25 protein-coding genes are annotated in these 26,805 nt (G+C 38.0%); 16 read left to right on the forward strand and 9 right to left on the reverse strand.

The window, feature by feature from the left end; genetic code table 11:
- Positions 1–14 precede the first annotated feature (14 nt).
- From ACU8DI_RS07355 to ACU8DI_RS07380, 6 genes are all read left to right on the forward strand, one after another.
- Positions 15–746 (forward strand): class I SAM-dependent methyltransferase, encoded by a 732-nt coding sequence (locus tag ACU8DI_RS07355; protein ID WP_447112454.1) that lies wholly within the window; start codon positions 15–17, stop codon positions 744–746.
- Positions 746–1,420: a ZIP family metal transporter gene (locus tag ACU8DI_RS07360; RefSeq protein WP_447112122.1), complete on the forward strand. Its 675-nt coding sequence runs from the start codon at positions 746–748 to the stop codon at positions 1,418–1,420. Before ACU8DI_RS07355 ends, ACU8DI_RS07360 begins: the two co-directional genes overlap by 1 nt.
- A 2-nt stretch (positions 1,421–1,422) precedes the next feature.
- Positions 1,423–1,851, forward strand: coding sequence for a DUF4268 domain-containing protein (locus ACU8DI_RS07365; RefSeq protein ID WP_447112123.1), 429 nt, complete (start codon positions 1,423–1,425; stop codon positions 1,849–1,851).
- 84 nt (positions 1,852–1,935) lie between these two features.
- A complete protein-coding gene (locus tag ACU8DI_RS07370) occupies positions 1,936–2,445 on the forward strand; it encodes a DUF3124 domain-containing protein (protein WP_447112124.1) in 510 nt (169 codons plus the stop codon).
- On the forward strand, positions 2,442–3,050 hold the full coding sequence (locus ACU8DI_RS07375; protein ID WP_447112125.1) for a MarC family protein: 609 nt from the start codon (positions 2,442–2,444) through the stop codon (positions 3,048–3,050). The genes ACU8DI_RS07370 and ACU8DI_RS07375 overlap by 4 nt, the downstream gene beginning before the upstream one ends.
- Positions 3,051–3,108: 58 nt before the next feature.
- Positions 3,109–3,480, forward strand: coding sequence for a VOC family protein (locus ACU8DI_RS07380; RefSeq protein WP_447112455.1), 372 nt, complete (start codon positions 3,109–3,111; stop codon positions 3,478–3,480).
- On the opposite strand, the gene trhA is transcribed toward ACU8DI_RS07380, so the two are convergent.
- Positions 3,477–4,103 (reverse strand): PAQR family membrane homeostasis protein TrhA, encoded by a 627-nt coding sequence (gene trhA / locus ACU8DI_RS07385; RefSeq protein ID WP_447112126.1) that lies wholly within the window; start codon positions 4,101–4,103, stop codon positions 3,477–3,479. The two genes, ACU8DI_RS07380 and trhA, sit on opposite strands and share 4 nt — an antisense overlap.
- Positions 4,103–4,792, reverse strand: a complete 690-nt coding sequence (locus ACU8DI_RS07390) for a DUF4294 domain-containing protein (protein ID WP_447112127.1) — start codon at positions 4,790–4,792, stop codon at positions 4,103–4,105. The genes trhA and ACU8DI_RS07390 overlap by 1 nt, the downstream gene beginning before the upstream one ends.
- A 248-nt stretch (positions 4,793–5,040) precedes the next feature.
- Between ACU8DI_RS07390 and ACU8DI_RS07395 the strand changes: the two genes are divergently transcribed.
- The 10 genes from ACU8DI_RS07395 (at position 5,041) to ACU8DI_RS07440 (ending at position 15,909) form a co-directional block, all read left to right on the forward strand.
- The gene (locus tag ACU8DI_RS07395; RefSeq protein ID WP_447112128.1) at positions 5,041–6,129 is read left to right on the forward strand and encodes a M42 family metallopeptidase; all 1,089 of its coding nucleotides are present in this window, start codon (positions 5,041–5,043) and stop codon (positions 6,127–6,129) included.
- Positions 6,130–6,172: 43 nt separating this feature from the next.
- Positions 6,173–6,724 carry an NUDIX hydrolase gene (locus tag ACU8DI_RS07400; RefSeq protein ID WP_447112129.1) on the forward strand — a complete coding sequence of 184 codons (552 nt, stop codon included), beginning with the start codon at positions 6,173–6,175 and terminating at the stop codon, positions 6,722–6,724.
- Between the two features lie 24 nt (positions 6,725–6,748).
- Positions 6,749–7,432 (forward strand): PrsW family intramembrane metalloprotease, encoded by a 684-nt coding sequence (locus ACU8DI_RS07405; protein ID WP_447112456.1) that lies wholly within the window; start codon positions 6,749–6,751, stop codon positions 7,430–7,432.
- A 96-nt stretch (positions 7,433–7,528) separates the two neighbouring features.
- Positions 7,529–8,017, forward strand: coding sequence for a biotin/lipoyl-containing protein (locus ACU8DI_RS07410; protein WP_447112130.1), 489 nt, complete (start codon positions 7,529–7,531; stop codon positions 8,015–8,017).
- Between the two features lie 54 nt (positions 8,018–8,071).
- Positions 8,072–9,514: an acetyl-CoA carboxylase biotin carboxylase subunit gene (gene accC, locus ACU8DI_RS07415; RefSeq protein WP_447112131.1), complete on the forward strand. Its 1,443-nt coding sequence runs from the start codon at positions 8,072–8,074 to the stop codon at positions 9,512–9,514.
- A 9-nt stretch (positions 9,515–9,523) separates the two neighbouring features.
- Entirely contained in the window at positions 9,524–11,065 is a 1,542-nt protein-coding gene (locus ACU8DI_RS07420) for an acyl-CoA carboxylase subunit beta (RefSeq protein WP_447112132.1), read from the forward strand.
- A gap of 46 nt (positions 11,066–11,111) precedes the next feature.
- On the forward strand, positions 11,112–11,678 hold the full coding sequence (locus ACU8DI_RS07425) for a DUF1579 domain-containing protein (protein WP_447112133.1): 567 nt from the start codon (positions 11,112–11,114) through the stop codon (positions 11,676–11,678).
- Between the two features lie 152 nt (positions 11,679–11,830).
- On the forward strand, positions 11,831–13,042 hold the full coding sequence (locus ACU8DI_RS07430) for a multidrug effflux MFS transporter (protein WP_447112134.1): 1,212 nt from the start codon (positions 11,831–11,833) through the stop codon (positions 13,040–13,042).
- A gap of 321 nt (positions 13,043–13,363) precedes the next feature.
- Positions 13,364–15,265, forward strand: coding sequence for a DUF294 nucleotidyltransferase-like domain-containing protein (locus ACU8DI_RS07435; RefSeq protein WP_447112135.1), 1,902 nt, complete (start codon positions 13,364–13,366; stop codon positions 15,263–15,265).
- A complete protein-coding gene (locus ACU8DI_RS07440) occupies positions 15,265–15,909 on the forward strand; it encodes a 3'-5' exonuclease (protein WP_447112136.1) in 645 nt (214 codons plus the stop codon). Before ACU8DI_RS07435 ends, ACU8DI_RS07440 begins: the two co-directional genes overlap by 1 nt.
- A 64-nt stretch (positions 15,910–15,973) precedes the next feature.
- On the opposite strand, the gene acs is transcribed toward ACU8DI_RS07440, so the two are convergent.
- The 7 genes from acs to ACU8DI_RS07475 all read right to left on the reverse strand — a co-directional run bounded on the left by acs (position 15,974) and on the right by ACU8DI_RS07475 (position 26,772).
- On the reverse strand, positions 15,974–17,881 hold the full coding sequence (acs, locus tag ACU8DI_RS07445; protein ID WP_447112137.1) for an acetate--CoA ligase: 1,908 nt from the start codon (positions 17,879–17,881) through the stop codon (positions 15,974–15,976).
- A gap of 13 nt (positions 17,882–17,894) precedes the next feature.
- Positions 17,895–19,790, reverse strand: coding sequence for an acetate--CoA ligase (locus ACU8DI_RS07450; protein WP_447112138.1), 1,896 nt, complete (start codon positions 19,788–19,790; stop codon positions 17,895–17,897).
- 293 nt (positions 19,791–20,083) lie between these two features.
- Positions 20,084–20,449 carry a response regulator transcription factor gene (locus ACU8DI_RS07455; RefSeq protein WP_447112139.1) on the reverse strand — a complete coding sequence of 122 codons (366 nt, stop codon included), beginning with the start codon at positions 20,447–20,449 and terminating at the stop codon, positions 20,084–20,086.
- A gap of 17 nt (positions 20,450–20,466) precedes the next feature.
- Positions 20,467–23,157 (reverse strand): ATP-binding protein, encoded by a 2,691-nt coding sequence (locus ACU8DI_RS07460; protein ID WP_447112140.1) that lies wholly within the window; start codon positions 23,155–23,157, stop codon positions 20,467–20,469.
- A 295-nt stretch (positions 23,158–23,452) separates the two neighbouring features.
- A complete protein-coding gene (locus ACU8DI_RS07465; RefSeq protein WP_447112141.1) occupies positions 23,453–25,228 on the reverse strand; it encodes a sodium:solute symporter family protein in 1,776 nt (591 codons plus the stop codon).
- Positions 25,229–25,251: 23 nt separating this feature from the next.
- Positions 25,252–25,512 carry a DUF4212 domain-containing protein gene (locus ACU8DI_RS07470; RefSeq protein ID WP_447112142.1) on the reverse strand — a complete coding sequence of 87 codons (261 nt, stop codon included), beginning with the start codon at positions 25,510–25,512 and terminating at the stop codon, positions 25,252–25,254.
- A gap of 12 nt (positions 25,513–25,524) precedes the next feature.
- Entirely contained in the window at positions 25,525–26,772 is a 1,248-nt protein-coding gene (locus ACU8DI_RS07475; protein ID WP_447112143.1) for a hypothetical protein, read from the reverse strand.
- Positions 26,773–26,805 lie beyond the last annotated feature (33 nt).

Here is a 26,805-nt window from a genome sequence, read left to right on the forward strand (position 1 = left end):
TTCAGGATTTTAAAATGACAAAACAAGCGAAACAATGGTATGCCTCCTGGTTTGATACACCATTCTACCATATGTTATATAAAGATAGAGACCATAATGAAGCACAGCAATTTATGGATAATCTCACCGAGTATTTGAACTTGCCAGAGCATGGAGAAATATTAGATCTAGCTTGCGGTAAAGGACGACATTCTATATATCTCAATAGCTTAGGCTACAATGTTACAGGCGTTGACTTGTCGGAAAACAGTATAGCTTTCGCAAAGCAATTTGAAAATGAAACTTTACATTTTGAAGTCCATGATATGTGTCAACCTTACAGCAAGCAATTTGATGCTGTATTTAATCTGTTTACAAGTTTTGGCTATTTTGACGATGAAACGGCAAACCTCGAAACGATTAAAGCCATAAGCGCTAATTTAAACGATTTTGGATTTGGGGTCATTGATTTTATGAACAGTGATTTTGTAATTGATCATCTCGTTGTGGAAGATTCAAAAACTGTAGATGGTGTCACCTTTCATCAAAAAAGACGCTTTGAAAACGGGTATATTATAAAAGATATTAAATTTAATGCCGATGGTGAAGACTACGAATTCACAGAACGTGTTAAAGCATTTAGCCTATCAGATTTTGAAACGCTATTTGAAAAAGCAAATGTTCACCTATTAGACGTGTTTGGCGATTACAAACTGGGAAAATTTGATTCAAAAACTTCAGAACGCTTAGTCATGATATTTAAATAATGCAGTCCTATCTATTACCCATATTAGCTGTTATCATTGGTATTTTACTGGCACTTAGTACCAAACAAAAAAAACCAATTTACACCAAGCTACTACTTTCTTTTAGTGGTGCTTTTTTATTGGCCCTTACGCTTTTTGATCTCCTACCTGAAGTTTATGAGCATCTGGAAACTAAGAAGACAGGGCTATTCATTATGTGTGGGATTTTACTACAAATCATTTTAGAGTTTTTTTCAAAAGGTGCTGAACATGGTCATGTACACATCCACAAATCGGATACTGCCTTTCCTTGGCTGCTGTTTCTCAGTTTATGCCTGCATAGTTTTCTAGAAGGATTTCCCATTCATGAGCATAACGATATGGTATATGGTGTTTTGATTCATAAAATTCCTATTGCTGCTCTAGTCGCTACGTTTTTACTACAATCTAGTTTCAATAAAATGCAGATTATTGGATTTCTGTCTGTTTTTACGATAATGACACCTTTGGGTACCTATATTTCCAATGCAACACATATTCCAGAAGATTATCTTACGATGATTAATGCTTTAGTGATTGGAATCTTCTTTCATATTTCAACGACCATATTGTTTGAAAGTAGTGAAGGCCATAAATTTAACCTTTCAAAACTTGTGGCCATTATATTAGGTATTATGATAGCTTATATGATTTAACGATGTTTTCTAAAGAAGAGAGCCGCATATTACGACAAGAATTCTGGACCAGTTTTGGCAAATCGTTTCCTAGAAAATGGATTCTTTATGATACGAAGATCAAAGGGTTCTCTTTCAAATTTCATTTTGACACAAAAAAAGCGCTTGTGGCCTTAGATTTAGAAGATGACTTGGACAACCGGATCACCTATTGGGAAAAACTGACGGCACTTAAAACCATTATCACCAACGACTATTTGCCTGAGGCTATTTTTGAAGAGGAATACTATTTAGAGAATGGAAAGGAAATCTCTAGAATATATGTCCTTTTAGATGAAAAGGTCTCCATTCACAATAAAAATACTTGGCAAAAGGTGATGGTTTTTTTTAACGAGACCATGACTAAGTTTGAAGATTTTTACGATTCATACCGTGACTATTTAGACACGTAACATTTTTGAATAAATAAGAGACAACAACTAGAAGAATTCCAATAAATACTATATATTAGTAAGGAATCAAATTGATAGTCTATAATGAAAAACAGCTTTTACCTTCTACTTTGTTCTCTTATTGTTTTAAGTTGTGTTAACACGGAAGAATCTGAGAGTATTCACGCTGAAAATTGGAGCAAAAGGTATACGGATGTGTCAGTCAAAGATTCCTTGGAATTTGGTAAATCATACCTTTCTATTTATTCCCAAATTTATAGTATTTCTCAGCACAAAACCCACAACTTGACTGCCATGGCTAGTTTAAGAAATGTAAGTGACTCAGATACCATTTATTTGACCAAAGCAGTTTACTATGATACTCATGGGAAGCTACTAAGAACCTATTTTGATCATGCTATTTATTTGGCACCTTTAGAGACCACGGAAATTATAATTGACGAAGTAGATACAGAAGGTGGTACAGGATCCAATTTCATTTTTGAATGGATGATTCCTCAGGATTGCCCTGAACCGCTATTTGAGGGTGTCATGAATTCCACTGTCGGGCAGCAAGGCCTTTCTTTTACAACAAAAGCCGAGCGTATACAATGAAAGAAATTATTGTTTCTGTTTTCTTACTTATTGCTGTGATAGATCCGATAGGAACGGTTCCAGTATATTTAGAAGCCACGAAAGAATTTGATCGCCTTCATAAACGAAAAATTGCACTTCGTGCATCTGTCATTGCATTTATAATTCTATTATTTTTTATTGTCATCGGTCAGATTATTCTTGAAACTATGGAGGTGTCTTTAGAGGCCTTTCAAATTTCAGGTGGACTGATTCTTTTTCTATTTGCATTGACTATGGTTTTTGGAGATGGAAAGCCAGAACGTGAGAAAAGTCAAATTACCGATTTTAAACATGTTACTGTATTTCCTGTAGCAATTCCGTCCATAGCATCACCTGGAGCGATAATGGCTGTGGTCCTAATGACAGATAATCACATCTACACCATCCAACAGCAAACAGTCACGACATTTTTAGTTTTAATAGTGGTTGCATTAACTTGTGTACTATTACTTATCGCTAATACTATTCAAGAAAAAATAGGCAGTTATGGAATTACAGTCATTAGTAAGATTATGGGATTGATATTAGCATCGTATGCCGTGCAAAGTATTTTAAGTGGCATCAGCAATTTCTTTATGAAGTGATTGTAATCCATATTGGATGACATTCAATAAAAGTATAACTTTAAAAATTTTAGATACAATGAAACTTGGTGTGTTTTCAATTAGCTTAGCAGTAAAAGATCTCAAAGCGTCTAAAGCATTTTATGAAACGCTTGGATTTTATGTGTTTGCAGGACAAATAGAGCGTCAATACCTAATCATGAAAAATGATAAAACACTTCTTGGACTTTTTCAAGGTATGTTCGAGAATAATATTTTAACCTTTAATCCGGGTTGGGATGAAAACGCTCAAACCTTAGAAGATTTTGAAGATATAAGAACCATTCAACAGCATTTAAAATCTCATGGACTCAAATTACATTCGGAAGTTAGCGCATCCACTTCTGGGCCAGGAAGTCTAACGGTTATTGATCCTGATGGTAATGTCATTTTGATTGACCAACATGTTTAAATGACATAATAATACACCATAAAAAAGTGGCAAATAGCACCGCCTAACACAAACAAATGCCAAATAACGTGATTAAATGGTATTTTTTCGAAAACATAAAACACAATACCAACAGTATAAAAGGCGCCTCCAGCAAACAATAGATATAATCCATTGTCTAGAAGTCGCTCAGATAAGGTGCCATAATCAAAAACGATCAACCAGCCCATCACCAGATAAAGAAGTGTTGAAAACGTTTCGAATTTTCCCGTAAAGAACAATTTCAAAACCACTCCAAATAAAGCAATTCCCCAGACAGTCCAAAATAAGGTCCAACCCAAACTATCTGGAAGTACAATTAACAATACAGGTGTGTAAGTCCCAGCAATGAGTAAATAAATACTAATATGATCTACAATTCTAAAATAATGTTTTCGCTTTTCACCTGTTACGGCGTGATAAAAGGTAGAAGCCAAAAACAGGGTAATTATTGAAATGCCATACACGATAACACTAAATAAGGCATATGGTGTCTCCTTACTTAAAAAGACAATTAGCAAAATTAATCCGGCAATACCGAGAGCCGCTCCTATGCCATGGCTCCAAGCATTCAAACGTTCTTCTAAAGGGGTTTGTATGCGCATTAATTTTTAGTTTCAGCAGTTTCGCCTTGATATAACCATTTATCACTGAGGTCATAATAATCAAAATCAATTGCAGGTTCTTGACGTATTAACTGACGATTTTGAAAGGCACGCTCCAAGATATCCTCTATGTAAAAATCCTCTTTCACATCCATGGGATTGAATTCCATTTTTAATGAGATATCAAACAAACTTGCCGTGCTATTGAACCAAAAAGCACGCCAACCACTGCGTAACTCTTTAATTAATTGAAAGGTGGTTTTACCTGTTTGTCTATGAATTAGTTTTACCAATATCTGACCTTCCGTTTTGGTTAATTTTTTTAGCTCTGCTGAAAATTCATCCTCAATATACTTTTGAACCATTTTCGCATATTTCTTTTTCTTTCGTTTGCTATCCAAGGATTCCAAACGCTCATTCAAACTAGTGAGTCGTTCTGCTGCCAATTTCGCATACGGATAGACTTTAATGGTCTTTCGTCTTAATATCAAATACTTAATGCGTTCTTCCTTAGTGGCAAATTTCAGTTTATTCAATAATAGAACTTCATCCAAATCTATGGATGTCTTAGGGATAGAATCACCTTCAACATAGATATATTGGACTAAAGTTGAATCCTGCTTAACAGGCCCCTCCTGAGCAAATAAGCCTATAGGCAAACATAGTATCAATCCGAAAAATAATTTCATAGGTAACTGTATATCCAAAACTATTCCAATTCTAATTCAAAATTAATTATTTACACATTCATAACCCTCTATTTCCTGTTAATATTATGTATAAGTCATCATAAATTCTCAAATAGCAAATACAGTGCTTACGAATGCGCTTCCATTCCAATTAGAAATTAAGACGATATTTAGAAAAAGTTCTCTGAAGCCATTAAAATGACAATAAATCCTATTATTTTTACAGAAATAGAAACAAATTATTACAGATGGCAAAAAAAAGTATACTGAATAAAAAATCCCTAGATTTTCTTGAGAAATATTTGAATAACGCATCACCTACCGGTTATGAATGGAGCGGACAAAACCTATGGATGGATTATCTAAAACCTTATGTTGATGAATTCATTACAGATACCTATGGGACTGCGGTTGGTGTTATTAATCCGAAAGCAAAATACAAGGTGGTGATTGAAGGTCATGCAGATGAAATCTCTTGGTATGTTAACTATATTTCAGACAATGGCTTAATTTATGTTATCAGAAATGGTGGTAGTGATCACCAAATTGCACCCAGTAAGATTGTTAACATACACACTAAAAATGGTATTGTAAAAGGTGTTTTCGGCTGGCCAGCCATACACACACGTAATAAATCTAAGGAAGAAGCTCCGAAACCAGATAACATATTTATCGATTGTGGTTGTGCTAATAAAGAAGAAGTTGAAAAACTAGGCGTCCATGTAGGCTGTGTCATCACATATCCAGACACATTTCACATCTTAAATAAAGATAAGTTTGTATGTCGCGCTTTAGATAATAGAATGGGTGGTTTTATGATTGCCGAAGTCGCTAGACTTCTTAAAGAGAATAAGAAAACATTGCCCTTCGGACTTTATATTACCAATTCTGTACAAGAAGAAATAGGATTACGTGGTGCCCAAATGATTACTGAACGTATCAAGCCCAATGTGGCCATCGTGACAGATGTGACACATGACACTACAACACCTATGATTGAAAAGAAAAAAGAAGGTCTACTTGAAATGGGTAAAGGACCAGTAGTGGCCTATGCACCAGCAGTGCAGCAAAAACTGCGAGATCTTATTACGGATACCGCTGAATCTAAGAAAATTCCATTCCAACGCTCTGCCTTATCAAGAGCTACTGGTACCGATACAGATGCTTTTGCGTATAGCAATGGTGGTGTGGCATCAGCACTCATTTCATTACCACTGAGGTATATGCATACCACCGTAGAAATGGTGCATCGTGATGATGTTGAAAATGTCATTAAAATGATTTATGAGACATTGCTACAAATTAAAGATGGTGATACCTTTTCGTATTTTGACTAATTAATAATATGAAAACAGCCTCTTCTGGAGGCTGTTTTTGTCTATGGAAGAACTTATTGACATTGTTGACCATCAGGGGAATCCAACAGGACATTCCGCTCCTAAAACGGAAATTCATGCCTTAGGACACTATCATAATACGGCACATGTTTGGATTTACAATGCAGCGGCTGAAATTCTCTTACAACAACGTGCCGCAACTAAAACCATTTGCCCCTTGCTATGGGATGTATCCGTAGCAGGTCATGTCGATGCAGGTGAAACGATTGAAGCAGCAGCTATCAGAGAAGCTCGTGAAGAAATTGGCATCATAATGGATAGCTCCGAATTAAAAAAAATTGGAACATTCAAATGTTTTCAAAGCTATCCGAATGGTATCAGAGACAACGAATTTCATCATACATTTATAGCAAAAACGAATCTGGCTATTCGTGATATGGTGATTCAAAAAGAAGAAGTTGAAGCACTCAAATTTGTGTCAATTCCTTTATTTAATGAGCTATTGAAAAATAGCAAAACCAATAATCATTTTATTGCCAGTAATAGTGACTACTACAAACAAGTTATTGAAGCGATAACATTGGCTTTAGATTAAAAAAAGACTATTTTTACGACCATGTTGAATCTACTGATTTTAGCTATTGCTCCTATTTTTATCATCGTCACTTATATCTATTTTAAGGATAAATATGATAAAGAACCTATAAAATTATTAATTGCCAATTTCTTATTAGGTGCTGTTGTAAGTATTATCGTTACAACAATTCTTTACTTAGGTTTTGACATACTTCTACCACTAAAAGATCAATTCAGTGTACCACAGCAGTTTGTAAAAGCATTTATAGTAGTTGGGCTCACAGAAGAATTTAGCAAGTATATCATCGTTAGATTCTTTGCTCAACCAAAGAAAGCATTTAATGAACCCTATGACGGTATCATGTATGCTGTCATGGTGTCTATGGGATTTGCCGCCACTGAGAACATATTATATGTGATGCAAGGCGGCTATGCGACAGGTATTTTAAGAGCATTCACTGCTGTCCCAGCACATGCCACCTTTGGCATATTGATGGGTTATTTTATGGGAAAAGCGAAGTTTTCCAAAAACCGAATTAAATTTAATCTTCTAGGCCTATTATTGGCGATTGTTTTTCATGGGTGCTATGACTTTTTCTTATTTATTGATTTTATACCTGGCATTTGGATAGGTGCATTCGTATCCTTAGCATTAGGGATCATCCTTTCTCATAAAGCCATAAAAAGACATCAGAAAGATTCTCATTTTAAGCCTGAAGACTCATAATTTAGAAACAAAATATATAAGTTAGAACTATCGAGATTCGGTATTACGAAAACGTTATAATTTATTACCTTTATAACGAATCTAAAACACGATTAAATGAGTCAATCATTCAAAGTGAATATCAACGAATCCTTTGATTTAGATATTTCAGAAACAGATATTTCAAACCTTAATGCTATTGAGGTTTCTCCTTCCGAATTTCATATATTATACGATAACATATCTTATAGAACAGAAATTGTTACCTCAAATTTTAATGAAAAAACATTTAAAGTAAAAGTTAACAATAATACTTATAACATAAACTTATTTAATGAGTTAGATATTCTAATAAAAGAAATGGGATTTGAGTTAGGGGCTTCGAAATTAGTGGATAACATCAAAGCACCAATGCCTGGCTTAATTCTTGAAATTAACGTGGAGATTGGACAAGAAGTCCAAGAAAATGACAGCCTTTTGATTTTGGAAGCTATGAAAATGGAAAATGTCATCAACTCACCAAGAGATGGTATTATAAAATCGATAGCTATTAAAAAAGGAGATGCCGTTGAGAAGAACCATTTATTAATTGAATTTGAAGCGTAGCACGTTTCTTCTGCAGATGCTTTATCAAAAGCATCCATTCTAAAACTATTTTCTATGAATAAAATTCTTGTTGCTAATCGTGGAGAAATTGCCATTCGAGTGATGCGTTCTGCTAAAAAAATGGGCATTAAAACTGTGGCCATATATTCTACTATTGATAGGCAATCGCCACACGTAAAATATGCTGATGAAGCGGTCCTAATTGGAGAAGCAGCTTCCAGCGAGTCTTATTTAAGAGGTGATAAAATTATTGAAGTGGCTAAGTCTCTAAATGTAGATGCCATTCATCCTGGTTATGGGTTTCTTAGTGAAAATGCAGATTTTGCTGAACTTTGTGAATCGAATGGTGTGACATTTATTGGTCCGAAATCCAAAGCCATTAAGATTATGGGTAGCAAACTGGCCGCTAAAGAGGCTGTAAAAAAGTACGATATTCCAATGGTACCAGGTACAGATGAGGCGATTACTGATATCCCTGAAGCTAAAAAAATTGCCCAAGAAATTGGATTCCCTATCCTAATAAAAGCATCGGCTGGTGGTGGTGGCAAAGGCATGCGTATTGTAGAAAAAGAATCTGAATTCGAATCTCAAATGAATCGTGCCATTAGTGAAGCCGTGAATGCTTTTGGAGATGGATCTGTATTTATTGAAAAATACGTCACATCGCCAAGACATATAGAAATCCAAGTTATGGCAGACACTCATGGAAATACCATTCATTTATTCGAACGAGAATGTAGTATTCAACGTAGACACCAAAAAGTGGTTGAAGAAGCACCATCAAGCGTCTTAACACCAGAATTAAGAGCCAAAATGGGTGAAGCTGCCATTAAGGTAGCTAAAGCTTGTGATTATGTAGGTGCTGGTACCGTCGAGTTTTTATTAGACGATCAACACAATTTTTATTTCTTAGAAATGAATACCCGCTTACAAGTAGAGCATCCAGTTTCAGAACTCATTACCAATACAGACCTAGTGGAAATGCAAATAAGAGTGGCGCGAGGTGAAGTACTTCCCTACTCCCAAGATGATTTATCAATCCACGGACACGCCCTAGAACTTCGCGTTTACGCTGAAGATCCTTTGAATGATTTTCTACCTAGTGTAGGTACACTTTCTACCTATCAACTACCTGTTGGAGAAGGCATACGGGTTGATAATGGTTTTGAGCAAGGTATGGATATTCCAATTTATTACGATCCAATGCTGTCCAAATTAATTACTTACGGAAAAACGCGAGAGGAAGCGATCGGACTGATGCTCAAAGCGATTGACGATTATCATATTGAAGGCATAGAAACCACACTACCGTTTGGCACCTTTGTCTGTGAACATGAAGCTTTCCGAAGTGGTAATTTTGATACGCATTTCGTAAAACGGTATTATGCACCTGAACAATTACTTGAACAGCAAAAAACTGAGGCTAAAATTGCCGCACTTCTCGCAGTCAAAAATTATTTAAAAACACAACAACAACTCCGCGTTCCTAAAAACTAGATAACAACTATGGATTCTAAAATAAAACAACTCAATGATAAATTAGAACAAGCCTATCTTGGTGGCGGACAATCGAGGATTGACAAACAACATCAAAAGAAAAAATTGACGGCTCGTGAGCGCGTCATGTACCTTTTAGATGAAGGGTCGTTTGAAGAAATTGGTGCCTTAGTAACCCATCGAACTAAAGATTTCGGGATGGAAAATCAAAAATTCTATGGTGATGGTGTTGTCACAGGATATGGTACAGTAGACGGTAGGCTTATCTATGTGTTTGCCCAAGATTTTACCGTTTTTGGCGGCTCACTTTCTGAAACCCATGCTGAAAAAATATGTAAGGTTATGGATTTAGCGATGAAGGTTGGCGCTCCAATAATTGGACTTAATGATTCGGGTGGTGCTCGAATTCAAGAAGGTGTGCGTTCCCTTGGAGGTTATGCCGATATTTTTTACCGAAATGTAAGTGCCTCTGGCGTTATTCCACAGATATCTGCCATCATGGGACCGTGTGCTGGTGGCGCCGTGTATTCTCCTGCCATGACTGATTTTACGATTATGGTAGAAAACACAAGTTATATGTTTGTTACAGGACCAAACGTGGTCAAAACAGTCACTAATGAAGAAGTGACAAGCGAAGAACTAGGTGGCGCTAGTACCCATTCAACGAAATCAGGCGTTGCACACAAAACATCCTCTAACGATATTACTTGTTTAGAAGATGTAAAAAAATTATTGAGCTATTTGCCTCAAAATAATACAGAAACTCCTAAAATGCTACCATATGACCTTCAGGATGAAGTTAGAGATACTTTAGCATCTATCGTTCCTGAAAACCCGAATAAGCCGTATGATATGCATGAGGTTATTCAAGGGATTATCGATTCGGATTCCTTTTATGAAATTCATAAAGATCATGCCGAAAATATTATTGTTGGATTTGCACGACTTGGAGGACGAAGCATTGGCATAGTGGCCAATCAGCCTATGTTTTTGGCTGGTGTTCTAGACGTGAATAGTTCCAAAAAAGCCGCGAGATTTGTAAGGTTTTGCGACTGCTTTAACATCCCGCTATTAGTGTTAGAGGACGTTCCGGGATTTTTACCGGGAACAGATCAAGAATGGAACGGTATTATCGTACACGGTGCCAAATTACTCTATGCTTTTAGTGAGGCAACCGTCCCTAGAGTGACGGTCATTACTCGAAAAGCTTATGGTGGTGCTTATGATGTTATGAACTCTAAGCACATTGGAAGTGATATGAATTTTGCTTGGCCTAGTGCTGAAATTGCTGTTATGGGTGCCAAGGGAGCTGCAGAAATTATTTTTAAAAAGGACATCAATTCAGCAGAAGATAAAGAAGGGAAATGGAAAGAAAAAGAAGCTGAATATGCCCAGCTTTTTGCAAACCCTTACAGTGCCGCTGAACGCGGTTTTGTAGATGAAGTGATCCTACCAAAAACCACAAGACGCAAGCTTATCAAGGCCTTTGCGATGCTTGAAGACAAACAAGTACAACGGCCAAATCGTAAACACGGTAACATTCCATTATAATTCAATTTTTAGTACCTTTAGTTGCACAACCAATGAATCATATACAATGAAAAAATTACTCACAACATTTGCTTTACTCCTAGTTATTTGTTCTGTAACTGCACAAAGCAAAGATGAAATGAAAGCGTTAAAAGAAAGTATGACGCCTAGTGAACAGCACGAATGGTTAGCGTCATTTAACGGAAAATGGAGTGCTAAAGTCCAAATGTGGATGGACCCAAGCCAACCGCCTAGCATCTCGAAAGCCACCACCGAAAATGAAATGATTTTAGATGGTCTCTACCAGCGCTCTAGTCACAAAGGAACGATGTTAGAAATGCCATTCCATGGTGAAAGTATTATGGGCTATGACAACATCAAAAAGAAATTTGTATCGACTTGGATTGATAATTTTGGAAGTGGTATTATGATGCTTTCTGGTGACTTTGACAAAGAATCAAAAACCTTAATTCTTGAAGGCTCCATGGCCGATCCAATGACTGGAAAAGATTTGTGGGTTCGAGAAGTGTTGACCAAAATATCGGATGACGAACATAAATTCGAAATGTTCATGGTAACCCCTGAAGGTAAAGAAACCAAAACCATGGAAATTTATTATAAAAGAAAAAAGTAATCTTAAAAAAAGCTCCTTAATTAGGAGCTTTTTTTTCATTTAACTGTAAACGATTCCCTCAAAATTTTGAGTGATCTATTTTATTTATAGAGACATGTGATAATTGTATAGCAGCAATTCCATAGTCGTCCTAATTGAACTATTTTTGCAGCATGCAAAACAAGCCTTCCTTTAAGATTGAATTTATAGCGCTTATGGCATCTTTGATGTCTATTGTTGCCCTATCCATTGATGCCTTACTACCTGCCCTTCCAGAAATAGGTGAATCTTTAGGAGTTACGACCAATCATGATAACCAATTATTGATTACCATGATATTTTTAGGCTTAGGGTTTGGTCAATTAGTTTTTGGTCCTTTATCTGATAGCTTTGGAAGAAAACCAATGGTGTACTTTGGTTTTGGGCTTTTTGTGATTGCTAGTATCATCTGCGTTAATACTAATAGTTTTGAGATAATGATTGTAGGTCGCGTGCTTCAAGGAATTGGATTGTCTTCTCCGAGAACAATCGCAATCTCAATGACGCGCGATACGTATAGTGGTGACTTTATGGCAAAAATTTTATCTATCATCGTGATGTTCTTTATTTTGGTGCCCATTGTAGCACCAACGTTCGGACAATTATTATTAGATTTTTTTGATTGGAAAGCTATATTTAATGCCAACTTAATTATTGGTTTAATCATTGTGCTTTGGTTCTGGAAAAGGCAACCAGAAACCCTAAACGAAAAACATCGTGTAAAATTTAGACCTGCCATTTTCATTACGGGTACCAAAGAATTTTTAAAATATAAGGAAGCTGTGGCTTATACCTTGGTATCTGGTTTTATTACCGGATCATTTATGGTGTATTTGAGCACCTCACAACAAATTTTTCAAGATCAGTATCAATTGGGTGAAATGTTCCCATATATCTTTGCTAGTACAGCATTCTCCGTGGGTTTTGCCACATTTACTAACAGCCGACTCGTTATTAAATTTGGCTCTTTTAATATTGCTTATTATGCAACGATTGCATATGCAGCTATATCATTGCTGTATGTCCTATTGTTTCATACAGGTCAGAACCCAAGTGTTCATGTCTTAGTAACCTTTTTCTTAATGCAATTCTTTGCCGTTGGATTTCTTTTTGGAAATTTGCGTTCCTTAGCCATGGAGCCCTTAGGTCATATTGCTGGAATCGGTGCTGCTATAAACGGCTTCGTTTCCACTGTCCTAGCTGTACCGATAGCGAATTACATTGGAAGTTTTGTAAAAACCTCGGTACTTCCCTTGTTTATTGGGTTCTCTATTTTCGGCATCTTGTCCTTAATTATATTTCTATATTTAAAACAAAGGCGCCACATTTTGAAAGTCACAACCTAGAGCGTAAATAGCATTTACTCTTCAGGAATTAATTGATTAGGAGTTTTACAACGTCAGATTGCTCCAATCGTGCTTCCAATGATCTCACTGCCGATTGTGACAGGTATCGTCCGAATGGAATAAATAACTCATCCTAAAGAAGGAATAAAGTTCTCTCTTAAAGTCTTTCAATTTTAAGACGTGCAATCAAGTTTTTTGAAATGTCATTAGATAATCTATTCATTTTCAAACTAGCCACACTGAGACATAAAGCTATATCATTTTAGCAATTAGATGATAAATCTCAGATCGATTCGTGTAAATTTTCAATACATTAGTAAGATGAAGAATACCATCGCCGAACGTATATTCGATTTTCTTAAAGACTTTCCGCCTTTTGAGGTCTTGACACAAGAGCAACTATTTAAAATTGCCTCGCAAGTCAAGGTGATATATTTAGAAAAAGACAAAGTTGTTTTTAAGGAAAATGAACCTGTTCATGAGGCTTTCTATGTTGTGAAAGATGGTGCCATTGGTGTTTATAGAGACCTTACGCTGGTCGACCAATGTGATGAAGGTGATATTTTCGGATTGAGAGCAATTATTAGAAAAGACACTTATCTACTAGAGGCCAGAGCCATTGAAGAAAGTATCATTTACAGCATTGCCTCCGACGTTTTGGAAGACATCATCATTCATAATACGGAAGCCAATCAATTTTTAATAGCCAGTTTTGCAACAAATACGCGGAATCCTTATTCCAAAGATGATAAAGGCACCTTGTTCGCCAATGAAACCATATTACATTCCGTACAGGATAGCTTTACGGAAGTCCAATCAGCCAACTTCTCCAAAAATCCCATAACTTGCAACAACCATACGCTTATTGAAGATGCCGCCAAAGTGATGTCGAAACATCAAGTGGGCTCTATTGTCATTACTGAAAACAAACGACCCATAGGCATTATCACTGACAAGGATTTGAGACATAAAATCGCGACTGGATTGCACCACATCCACGAACCTGTGGCAACCATTATGTCTCAACCGGTCATCACGTTTCCTGAAAATATAACAGTGGCCGAAGCACAAATTGCCATGCTGCGTTATGGTATTTCCCATTTATGCATTACCAAAGACGGTACGGTACAATCGGAATTGGTTGGTATCCTTTCTGAACATGATATTATTGTAGTTCACGGAAATAACCCTTCCGTTTTAATCAAGGAAATCAAACGTGCGACCTCGGCAGAATACTTGAAGCACATTCGAGAAAAGGCCCAGTTATTACTTCAAAATTATATCACACAACACATCCCCATTTCATTTATCGCAAACATTATTTCAGCCATCAATGAGGCCATCACCAAACGCATCATCGATTTGAGTATTTTAGAAGCCAATCAACAACCTCCAACTACTTTTGCTTGGCTAGCCATTGGAAGTCAGGGTCGAAAAGAACAATTGCTGCTCACCGATCAAGATAATGCCTTGGTTTACGAAGATGCTGCTGATGACGCTATAGCAAAAGCGTATTTTATAAAATTAGCTGAAAACATTAACAAGAAACTCCATGTCGTCGGATTTGAGCTTTGTCCGGCCAACATGATGGGAAGCAACCCCAAATGGTGTTTATCGGTCTCGCAGTGGAAAGCACAATTCAGAAATTGGATAACCCATCCCGATGAGGATAAAATAATGCTCTGCAACATATTTTTTGATTACGACATGGTTTATGGCAACCACGACTTGGTTGAAGATATGTCTGAAAGCATCTTCGATGCGATTGATAGCTATGAAATATTTCTAAATTTCATGGGGCAAAACGCACTTAAGAATCCGCCTCCATTGAGTTTCTTCCGTAATTTTTTAGTGGAAGATTCAGGTGAACACAAAGACCAATTTGATATCAAAGCCAGAGCCATCATGCCTTTAGTGGATGCTGCGCGATTATTGGTGCTTTCCGAAAACATCAAAGACATAAACAGTACAATCGCACGCTATAAAAAAATGGCCGCGCTGGAACCCCAAAACGAAGACCTCTACGAATCCTGTATAGATGCCTTTAGAATTCTCTTACGCTTTAGAACACAACAAGGCCTTAAGCATAAAGACTCAGGTCGGTTTATTGATGTACAACGATTGAGTAAATCTGACCGACTGAAATTAAAAGGCTGCTTTAAACCCGTGAAGGACATTCAAGAATTAATCAAAGTTCGTTTTAAACTCTCCCAACTATTGTGATGCACTGGTTCAAAAATCATAACTATCCCGATTTTTACGAATCCTATTTGGAAACGTTCAAAAGCAAACCAACATCCTTGGAATCGACGAGATTTGTTGTGTTTGACACAGAAACCACAGGCTTAAACACGCAAACAGATCGCCTTCTGTCAATTGGCACTGTTGGGATTACCAATTTCCAAATTGATATTGCCGATCAATTGGAGTGCTATATCAAGCAAGACCACTTCAATCCGAATACTGTAGAAATACATGGCATTCTTAAATCTGGCAACATTACAAAAATTGAGGAATCACACGCAATCAAACACTTTTTGGATCATATTAAAAATGCCGTACTTGTCGCCCACCATATCGCATTTGATGTAGCGATGATCAATGAGGCCCTCAAGCATATGCACCTGCCCAAGCTCAAAAACAAAATAATCGATACAGGTGCACTCTACAAAAAGACCAAGTACTTAAAAGACCACAAACATTACAGTCTTGATGATTTATGTGAGACATTCTATATAACCAAGCACGATAGACATACAGCCTCTGGTGATGCTTTTTTGACAGCGCTTTTGTTTTTAAAACTCGCCGCCAAGCTTAAAGAAAAGAAAGGATCACTGCGCTTAAAGGACTTCTTTGACTGGATATGACGTTTATTTTAAAAAAAAAAGCACCAAGAACATTTCTGGTGCCATTTCTTTAAAATTGCTGGCTTCACAGCGCATTGTCCATGATATCCTGCACCACTTCCGGATTCAAAAGCGTACTGGTATCACCAAGATTACTGGTGTCCTTTCCGGCTATCTTACGCAAAATTCGTCTCATAATCTTACCACTTCTCGTTTTTGGAAGCCCCTGAGTAAACTGAATCTTATCCAATTTGGCGATGGGACCAATCTGCTCAGTAATCAACTGATTAATTTCCTTGCGAAGGTTATCGTGATTTCTACTTTCTCCTGTCTCCTTCAATGTGACATAACCATAAAGCGCATTTCCTTTGACATCATGCGGAAATCCGACAATAGCACTTTCGGCCACGGCAGGATGTTCATTAATAGCGTCTTCAATAGGTGCCGTTCCAAGATTATGTCCCGAAACAATAATGACATCGTCTACACGACCGGTAATTCGGTAGTAACCAACTTCATCGCGCAAGGCGCCATCTCCTGTAAAATACTTGTTCTCATATGCCGAAAAATAGGTGTCTTTATAGCGCTGATGATTTCCCCATATCGTTCGCGCCATACTCGGCCACGGAAATTTCACACATAGACGTCCGTCTACCTGATTCCCTTTTATTTCTTGTCCATTTTCATCCATAAGTGCAGGCTGGATACCAATAAATGGTAAAGTCGCATAGGTTGGTTTTGTAGGCGTCGCAAAAGCGATAGGTGTGATCATGATGCCTCCCGTTTCAGTTTGCCACCAAGTATCAACAATAGGTGCTTTTTTCTTACCTACATTATCATCATACCAATGCCAAGCTTCTTCATTAATTGGTTCCCCAACCGTCCCCAAAACCTTTAAGGTGGACAGATCATGTTTTTCAAGATGCTCTACCCCTTCTTTGGCTAAGGCTCTAATGGCTGTTGGCGCAGTATAAAACTGATTGACTTTGTGTTTCTCCACAATTTGCCAGAAACGACCAAAATCAGGATAGCTCGGCACGCCTTCAAACATAACTGTAGTAGCTCCATTACATAGCGGACCATAGACAATATAGCTATGTCCAGTAATCCAGCCAATATCCGCCGTACACCAATACACATCGGCTTCACGATATTGAAACACATTTTTGAACGTATAGGCCGTATACACCATATAACCTGCTGTGGTATGCACCATCCCCTTGGGTTTCCCAGTTGAACCCGACGTATATAATATAAATAATGGGTCCTCTGCATCCATAATTTCTGGTGTGAAGTGTGTATCAGCCTTGTCTAAAAGCGGTTGTAACCAATGGTCACGACCTTCTTTCATCTGTACATCAGAATTGATACGTTTAGCCACCAAAACAGCATTGACACCGTCACACTCCAACAAAGCTTCGTCAACAATTCCTTTCAAATCGATAGTTTTAGCTCCGCGATAAGACCCATCGCTAGTAATGACCATCTTGCAATCGGAATCGTTAATTCGAGTAGCCAAAGCGGTTGACGAAAAACCTGCAAACACGACCGAATGAATTGCTCCAATTCGGGCGCACGCCAAGACAGAAACTGCTAATTCGGGAATCATCGGCAAATAGATGCACACGCGATCTCCTTTTTTAATTCCTTGATTTTTTAATACATTGGCAAATCTGCAAACGCGTTCATGTAAAATCTTATAGCTGATATATTGCGCTTCCTCATCTGGATTATTAGGCTCAAAAATAATAGCCGTTTTGTCGCCACGTGTATATAAATGACGGTCGATACAGTTTTCAGTTATATTCAGTTTTGCGCCTTCAAACCATTTGACTTCGGGTTTGGTAAAATCCCAACTGAGGACATTATCCCATTTTTTTCTCCATAGGAAATGTTCTTCAGCAATTTCCTCCCAAAAAGTTTCGGGATTCCTGACCGATTTTCGATAGACTTGATAGTATTCTTCTAAATGTTTGATATGGTAATTACTCATGATTTAAGTTATTTTAATTATGAATTCCAATATGATGGGTTTGATATACGGCTTTAATTTCATCGATAATTGCAGTATCATCAATCGTTGACGGGATACTATACTGCTGTTCATCGGCGATATGACGCAATAATTTACGAAGAATTTTTCCACTTCGCGTTTTTGGCAATCGATTAACCACCAAAACATCCTTGAAAGATGCTACTGCACCTATTTCTTTGCGCACTTGTTTGATAATGTCTTTCTGAATGGCACTTTCATCCAAAAGCGCTCCAGATTTCAGGACTACGAGTCCGAGTGGTTTCTGACCTTTCAAGTCGCAATGCACACCAAATACGGCGCATTCGGCGACAGCCGCATTTGAAGCCACGACTTCCTCCATTTCCGCAGTAGACAAACGATGTCCGGCCACATTGATGATATCATCGACACGACCTGTAATAAACACATAGCCATCTTCATCCTTATAACCGCCATCCCCAGAAAAATAGTAACCCGGAAATCGCTCTAAGTACCCAGACTTAAAACGATTAGGGTTTCCCCATAAATTTTTAAGCGTGCCTGGTGGCATTGGCAATTTTACAGCCACGTAGCCTTCAACACCATTAGCCACAGGATGCCCTTCTTCGTTTAATATTTGGATATCGTAACCACAAACCGGAAAACCAGCAGAACCAGGTTTTACTTCCTGCAACTCCACGCCAACCATATTTGCCAACATAGGCCAACCACTTTCGGTTTGCCACCAATGATCAATTACCGGAACTTTCAGCTGTTGCTCTGTCCATTTTAAGGTTGCGACATCACAGCGTTCTCCCGCGAGAAACTGATAGGACAAACAACTGAGGTCGAACTGTTTCAACAGCATGCCATCAGGGTCTTCTTTTTTTATGGCTCTGATAGCCGTTGGAGCCGTGAACATAACTTTGACACGATGCTCGCTAATCACACGCCAAAAGGTGGAGGCATCAGGTGTTCTGATGGGTTTCCCTTCAAACAAAATAGTGGTATTTCGATTCAATAATGGTCCATAGGCAATATAACTATGTCCCACAACCCAACCGACATCACTGGCCGCCCAAAAAACGTCCCCTTCATCAACACCATACACATATTTCATACTAAATTTCAAGGCCGTGGCATAACCTCCTGTATCCCTAATAATTCCTTTGGGAGTACCAGTTGTGCCCGATGTATATAATATATACGATGGATGTGTCGACGCCACAGGAAGCGCTTCCGCAGCTGTTGCTGATGCTACGAGTTCGGTATAATCCATATCGTAAGGCATCGAAGGAATCTCTACACCCAATTTCCTGTCGAATACAATGACATGCTCAGGTTTACTTTCCGCTTTCACAATAGCTTCATCAACAAAAGGCTTGTATGGAATGATACGGTCAATTTCTATGCCATTCGACGCCGTTATAATAGCCTTAGGCTTGCAATCATCAATACGAATCGCCAATTCATGTGGTGCAAAACCACCAAAGACTACGGAATGGATAACGCCAATCCTAACACAGGCGAGCATCGCATAAAGCGCTTGTGGAATCATCGGCATATAGATAATACAGGTATCTCCTTTCTCAAGTCCCAAACGTTGTAAGCCACCTGCCAATTTAGCAACCTCGTTATGTAATTGACTGTAGGTGATATGTTGCTTTGTATTAGTAACTGGAGAGTCATAAATAATGGCATTTTGATGACCATAGCCGTCTTGAATGTGCTTATCGACACACAGATAACTCAAATTAAGTTGTCCATCCTCAAACCATTGGTCATAGTCATTTGGATCTTTGGAACATATGGTTTTAGGCATTTGATACCAGTCAATAGCTTTAGCTTGATCCAACCAAAAGGCTTCAGGTTGCTGAATACTTTGTTTATAAAAGGAATGATAGTTCATGACTTCGGTTTTTTAGAATTAAATAAACCGAACCAATTGGGGTTGAGTACCTTGAGCTTGATTAGCGCCCAAATTATAAGGACAAAACACAGACCCATTACTATTGATAGCACAGGACTTATAGGTGTTTGATTTTCAAACTTAAATCTGAGGAATAGTGTGACAACAACGTAGATACTAATGATAATATCAGACGTTAAAGCGTTCATGCGAAGTTTCATGTCTCTTCATTTAAATTAAACATTGTTTGTTTGCACACAAAATCAATATTCAAAAGACTCGAAAGACATTCTTTAAGTCAAGAGTTCCAGAATTTCTGAAACTATTTTTTTTACTGAAAAAGGTTTTGTCAAATATTTATCAGCTCCTAGTTTTAAACCCTTTTCAACATCCGAAGCTTTATTTTTTGCAGTAAGAAATACCACCTTTGTGTTTTTCAAACTGTCATTATTTTTTATATGTTCCAAAGTTTGATAACCATCCACATTCGGCATCATGATATCCAGCAATACAACATCAGGAATTTCATGTTTTAGAATCTCCAAGGCTTCGCTACCATCCCTTGCTATAAACACTTCAAATCCTTGTTTTTTGAAAGTGTATTCCAACGACATCACAATATTTGGCTCATCGTCGACAATTAAAATTTTTCTCTTCATATATTACAGCCTACAATTTACTTAAAAGGGAGCTTAAAAACAAGCGTTGCGCCCTTTTTCACACCTTTTTTTGCCCAAATTTTTCCATTGTGCTTTTCTATAATTTGCTTCGTAATGGCCAATCCCAACCCACTTCCTTGCGGCTTAATGGTATTTTGGTCTTGAGATTGGTAAAATTTATCAAAAATGTACTCGTGATCCTCTGCAGGAATGCCTTTACCATTATCACTTACCGAAACTTCAATGAATTCATTTCCCAATCGGTAATCGACAATAATTTTCCCCGTTTTAGTGTCGCAAAATTTAAGGGCATTCGACAACAAATTTGTGAGTACTTGTTGAATTCTATCTTCGTCATAGGGTAACTTGAAACTGTGCGGATTCTTGTTGATAATCGTCACTTCTTTTTTAGCCGCGACATGACTGAGACTAGAAATAGCCTTGTTAATGCTCTTGGCGATATCATGGGTTGATTTATCGAGATTTAAACGTCCCGTTTCCAATTTTTCGAAGTCGAGAATATTATTAATCAAACGCCCCAACCTATCGGAATCCTGTAAAATATTTTTAAGAAATTGCTGCTTCATTGCCATTGGCATGTCATCCTCCTCATCCATAAGCAATTCTGTAGCTGCTCTAATACCCGTAATAGGTGTCTTCAATTCATGAGCGACGGTGTCTAAAAACTCATCCTTTTGCTTGTCCTTGGAAATGAGTTCCTCATTAGCGTCTCGCAATTGCGAAGACAGCTGAGAAAGCTCTTGGGATTTTTCCAACAAGGCCTTATTACTGACAATATTCTCTTTAGACTCTTCCAATATTTTTAAAACTTCTACCAAACTGATTTGTTCTTCTTTCACCACACTGGCAATCAGAATCTTCGCCGAAGCACTGCCAATGCTTCCTGTGAGTAATTTCTCTGAAAAATTAATCAATCGGGCATCTGCCAATTGTGTGTCTGGTGACAACTTGTACTTTGTAAAAAATATCTTTAGAGCGCGATTAGCTTGCTGCTCGCCCAAAAACCGAACCAATACATTTTTAATATCTGCCACATAAGCCTCGCCTTTCCAAACCAATGCGCTATCTTGAAGTTTCGTGAAGTTATGGCTATCTACAAACATTTCAGCATAATTTCGTTCTCGATAATTTCCCTTGGAGGTGAGTGAAAATATAAGATAGCACAAAACATTGGCACTCATACTCCAGAAGAAGGCATGTGCTGGCGGACTTAAAAAATCGATACCAAACAAGGCATAAGGTTTTAACAAGGCAATACCATTTAAACCGTATTGGACAAAGTCATCGCTTCCCGTAAACGCTTCGAGCACAAACGGCAGCACCAAGGTATACATTGAAATTACCAGTCCTACAAGCATACCGATAATGGTTGCCTTTGAAGAGCCACGATTCCAGTAAAGACCAATAAAAAACGAAGGCGCCAATTGGGAAATAATCACAAATGAAATCAATCCGATAGCGTACAAGGACAGTTCCTTTGAAAAGGACACGTAGAAAAAATAGGCCGCGATAATAATCGTAAAAATAGACAGACGCCGAATATTTTTAATGTATTTGGCATTCCGCTCTGGTTGATTTCTTATGAATTTATCCAGAAAACCATAGGGAATAATCAAGTTATTACTCACCATGGTTGATAACGCCAAGGTCGATACAATCACCATGGAAATAACTGCTGAAAACCCTCCTAAAAATACGAGGGTTGCCAAAAACGAATTGCCTTGTTCAAGTGGTAATAACAACGTGTAATATTCAGCGTTCTGAGAAGTTCCAAAGGTGAGCTTCCCAGCCCACGCAATGAAAATCACAAAAAGATTGAACAGCAAAAGATATAATGGAAACAACCATATCGCTTTTTTTAGATGCTTCTCTCGATTGTTTTCGAGTACTGACACTTGAAATTGTCTGGGTAATAAAAAAATAGCCATAAACGACAAGGCGATCATAAAAAACCAATTGAAGCCACCTTCCAATCCGTTAAGCGTGACAAGTGACTGAAAATTTTCTTCGCTAGAAATTTGAGCATAAATATCAGTTGTCCCATCAAACAAATAAAAGGTAATATAAATACCGATTACCAAAAAGAACAACAGTTTTAATACAGATTCAAATGCCACAGAGGCTATGATCCCTTTGTGTTTTTCGGAAGCGTCTGTTTTTTGGGTTCCGAAGAATGCGGCAAAAACCGCCAGCAATAGGGCCACATAAAATGTAGAATCGTCTATAACTGTCGTGGAAACATAGCTCGTATCGTCAGACATGATTTCGAAGGTTTCGGAGACGGCCTTCAATTGTAAGGAGATATACGGCAATGTTCCAAATAAACAAATCACTGTTACCAATGCCCCTAGAAAACGATGATTTCCGTAGCGCAAGGAAATAAAATCAGCAATCGATGATATTTTGTGTTGTTTGGAAATTCGAATGATCTTCCTGAGCACGACAATCCATAATGGTGCCGCGATTACGGGTCCTAAATAAATAGGCAGAAAGTTAATGCCTGAATTGGCTGCAATTCCAATACTTCCATAGTAAGTCCATGCCGAACAATAAACCGCAAGAGACAAGGTATAAACGTAGGGATTATTAACCCATTTACTTTGACGCTTTTTCTCAGCGAGAAAGGCTAAGTAAAACAATACCGCCAAATAAATAACGATGATGACTACTAACGCATAATTACTCATAATGACGTTTTAGCACGATGTATGAAATTACAACCGACAAAATCCAAACGGAAAACACCAAAAAGTAAAACATTGGCACTCCAAAAATCTGTCCGTTAACATTAAAGACCAACACGAACGGCACATTGAAGACAAGGAACAACGCGATGGATAGAATAATTAATTTTTGTTCGTGACGTTTCTTCATTTTAAAAAAGTTATACTAATATAAGGAAAATCAGCACTACTTAAAGTAATGCTGACTTAACTAACTAAATTAAAAATGTCCTTTTACATTTAAATTAAGAACAAACTTTTAATGGGATGAGGCCTCTCCTGCTCCCGATGGAATTCTAATACTTTCTACAATATCTTGGACGCTTTGAGGTGGTGCCGGCGTCAATCGAGACACAACCACAGAAACAATCACATTGACGATCATAGCGACGGTTCCAAAACCTTCAGGCGATGTTCCAAACCACCATTCACTAGCAGGTCTTGGATCCATTACGCCTATAAGACCTGTTTTGTAACGAATCATATAGAACAGCATTAATACAATTCCAACAATCATTCCTGAAACGGCTCCTTGACGATTCATTCGTTTATCAAAAATCCCCAAAATAATAGCGGGAAAGAACGAGGCTGCTGCCAATCCAAATGCCAGCGCCACTACGGCCGCTACAAAACCTGGAGGATAAATACCAAACAAACCAGCAATAACGATCGCTATGAAAATAGAAATACGCGCTGCTAATAATTCGCCTTTTTCTGAGATATTTGGCTTTAGCTGCTTTTTAATCAAATCATGAGAAATCGATGTCGAGATCACTAAAAGCAATCCTGCTGCCGTTGATAATGCAGCCGCCAGACCACCAGCCGCTACTAAGGCAATCACCCAATTTGGCAATTTGGCAATCTCAGGGTTAGCCAATACCATAATATCCCGATCCACATACAACTCATTTTCTGCAGAACTTGCATTTGATATCAAGCGTTCTCCATGAGCACCTCGTGCTTCTGTATACACTGGTTTTTTACCATCAAGAGCGCTACCAGCCACATATTGAATCTTACCATCACCGTTCTTATCGGACCAAGCAATCAATCCCGTATTTTCCCAATTCTTAAACCACTCTGGAATTTCAGTATATTCCTGATTACTTACAGTTTCTATTAAGTTGGTTCTTGAGAATACTGCAATAGCTGGAGCAGTCGTATATAGGATAGCGATAAAGAGTAATGCCAAACCGGCCGATTTACGCGCATCCTTCACTTTAGGAACCGTAAAGAAACGCACAATAACATGCGGTAATCCTGCAGTTCCAACCATTAATGCCAAGGTAATAGCGAACACATCCCAAGTAGATTTAGTGCCGCTGGTATATTCATTAAAACCTAGTTGGGTATGCAACGTATCTAATTTATCTAAGAGAAAGGCGCCGCCTTCTACTTTTCCACCCATGCCAATTTGTGGTATGATATTTCCGGTCATTTGCATTGAAATAAAAAATGCTGGTACCATAAATGCAAAAATCAACACACAGTATTGAGCTACTTGTGTATAAGTGATTCCTTTCATTCCACCGAGGAAAGCGAAAATCAAAACCACGGTCATACCGATGACCACACCGACATTAATATCTACTTGCAGAAATTGCGAAAAGACAATTCCCACACCGCGCATTTGACCGGCTACGTAAGTAAACGACACAATCAATGCACAGATAACAGCTACTGTTCTAGCTGTGTTTGAGTAGTAGCGATCTCCGATAAAATCGGGTACTGTAAATTTTCCAAATTTCCGCAGATAAGGTGCCAAAAGCAATGCCAGTAACACATAACCGCCAGTCCAACCCATCAAAAACACAGAGCCATCATAACCCATAAATGAGATTAATCCCGCCATACTTATAAAAGATGCGGCACTCATCCAATCGGCTGCTGTTGCCATTCCATTGGCCAATGGTGACACGCCTCCACCAGCGACATAAAATTCTTTAGTTGATCCCGCTCGGGCCCAAATTGCAATTCCAAAATATAGGGCGAAAGTAACCCCTACCAATATCCAAGTCCACGTTTGTACGCTCATAATATTATTTTTTAAGTTAAGGGTTACTCGTCGAAACCGTATTTTTTATCCAATTTATTCATCAGTCTTACGTATACGAAAATGAGAATTACGAATACATAGATGGAACCTTGCTGTGCAAACCAGAATCCTAGTTTAAAACCTCCTAATCGAAACTCGTTCAGTTCCTCTCTAAATAAAATTCCGCAACCATAGGATACAATGAACCAAATGGCCAATAAAATACTGAGGTATTTTATATTTTCTTTCCAATACGCCGTAGCGTGTTTTTGTTTTTCACTCATAATTGATTGGTATTATAGATAAATCATAGCCTGAAGCGATAAGGTATTAGCATCTAACTCTCCAAATTTTTGATTTTTATATTCTAATGTTAATTTTGAATTATGACCACTCATGTAGGCATTGACACCAATACCAAGTGTGTTTCTATTGTCATCGACAGCATCATAACTATGTGTTCCGTAGCTGACATAAGGCTGGTATCTAGTTTTGGCAGCATCACCTGCAAAGACATAGCCTACATGGGTATAGACCATACTTCCTGTACCATATGCACTAAACAAATAATCTTTGCCATAATCGTTGGACTGGAAAACGGCATAAGCCGTTAAAGCACTACCATCTTCACCGATAGGCGCATCATAAAATGCATCCACCGCGAAAATTGAGACATTCTCTCCTTTGATATCGGGAGCGACATCTGTGCCTTCGTCAATTACTGCGCCATTGGGATGCATAAAAAATCCTGCACCCACATTGAATACTTTTTTACCTCCTAGGTAAGAGCCTACCTTATAGGGCAGGAAATTTGATTCTTGATCTAAAAAGTGATAGTCAAAATATCCGGCAAATGTTTTACCGGCATCCTTTGAACCAAGCATTGAACGACCATTATAAACTGCAGCGCCATCGGCTACTGCTGCACGATTGTCTAAGGTTGCCACAGCGGCATCATTGATTGCTACACGATACTGAAGTTTTCCAAATTTTCCTTTGGCAAAAACCCCTAAGTGTCGTGCAAATTGATCGGAAAGTCCGATAGTCGCCCAAGATTGACGATGGTTATCGAGGGTCATCATATTTAAGGTACTTTGGTTGTTGAGCCTTGAAATACCATTGAAATAATGAAGTCCACCACCAATCGTGTGATCCTCTCCCAGGTTGTATTGGGCCCACACGTCATGAAAGAACAATTGAGAGCCATCTCCTTTTCCAGTTGGACTCAGGGTGGTACTCGTTAAGCTGTTCAAACCGAAATGTGTTAAAATGAGGAAGTCTTTGTTAATTTGTGCAAACATCAAAACACGTGCGCGACGTAAGTTGAAATTCAACTTACCGTTTTCATTGCCATTGGCATCAAAGGACTCCTCCATGTCATAATTGGCTTGAACTTGTGCCCAAGATATCAATCGGAGGTATTTTGTACCGTCTTCATTGAGCTTGAATTTCAAACCTCCAGTATAATCCGGAGATCCTTGAGCATTCATAAATTGAACGGTACTGATTAGGAGTCCGATCAACAAAAAGATGCGTTTTCTCATAGTTTAAAAGATTAGTTAGTAATAAAATTGATT

It is taken from the genome of Psychroserpens sp. BH13MA-6 (assembly GCF_052983595.1).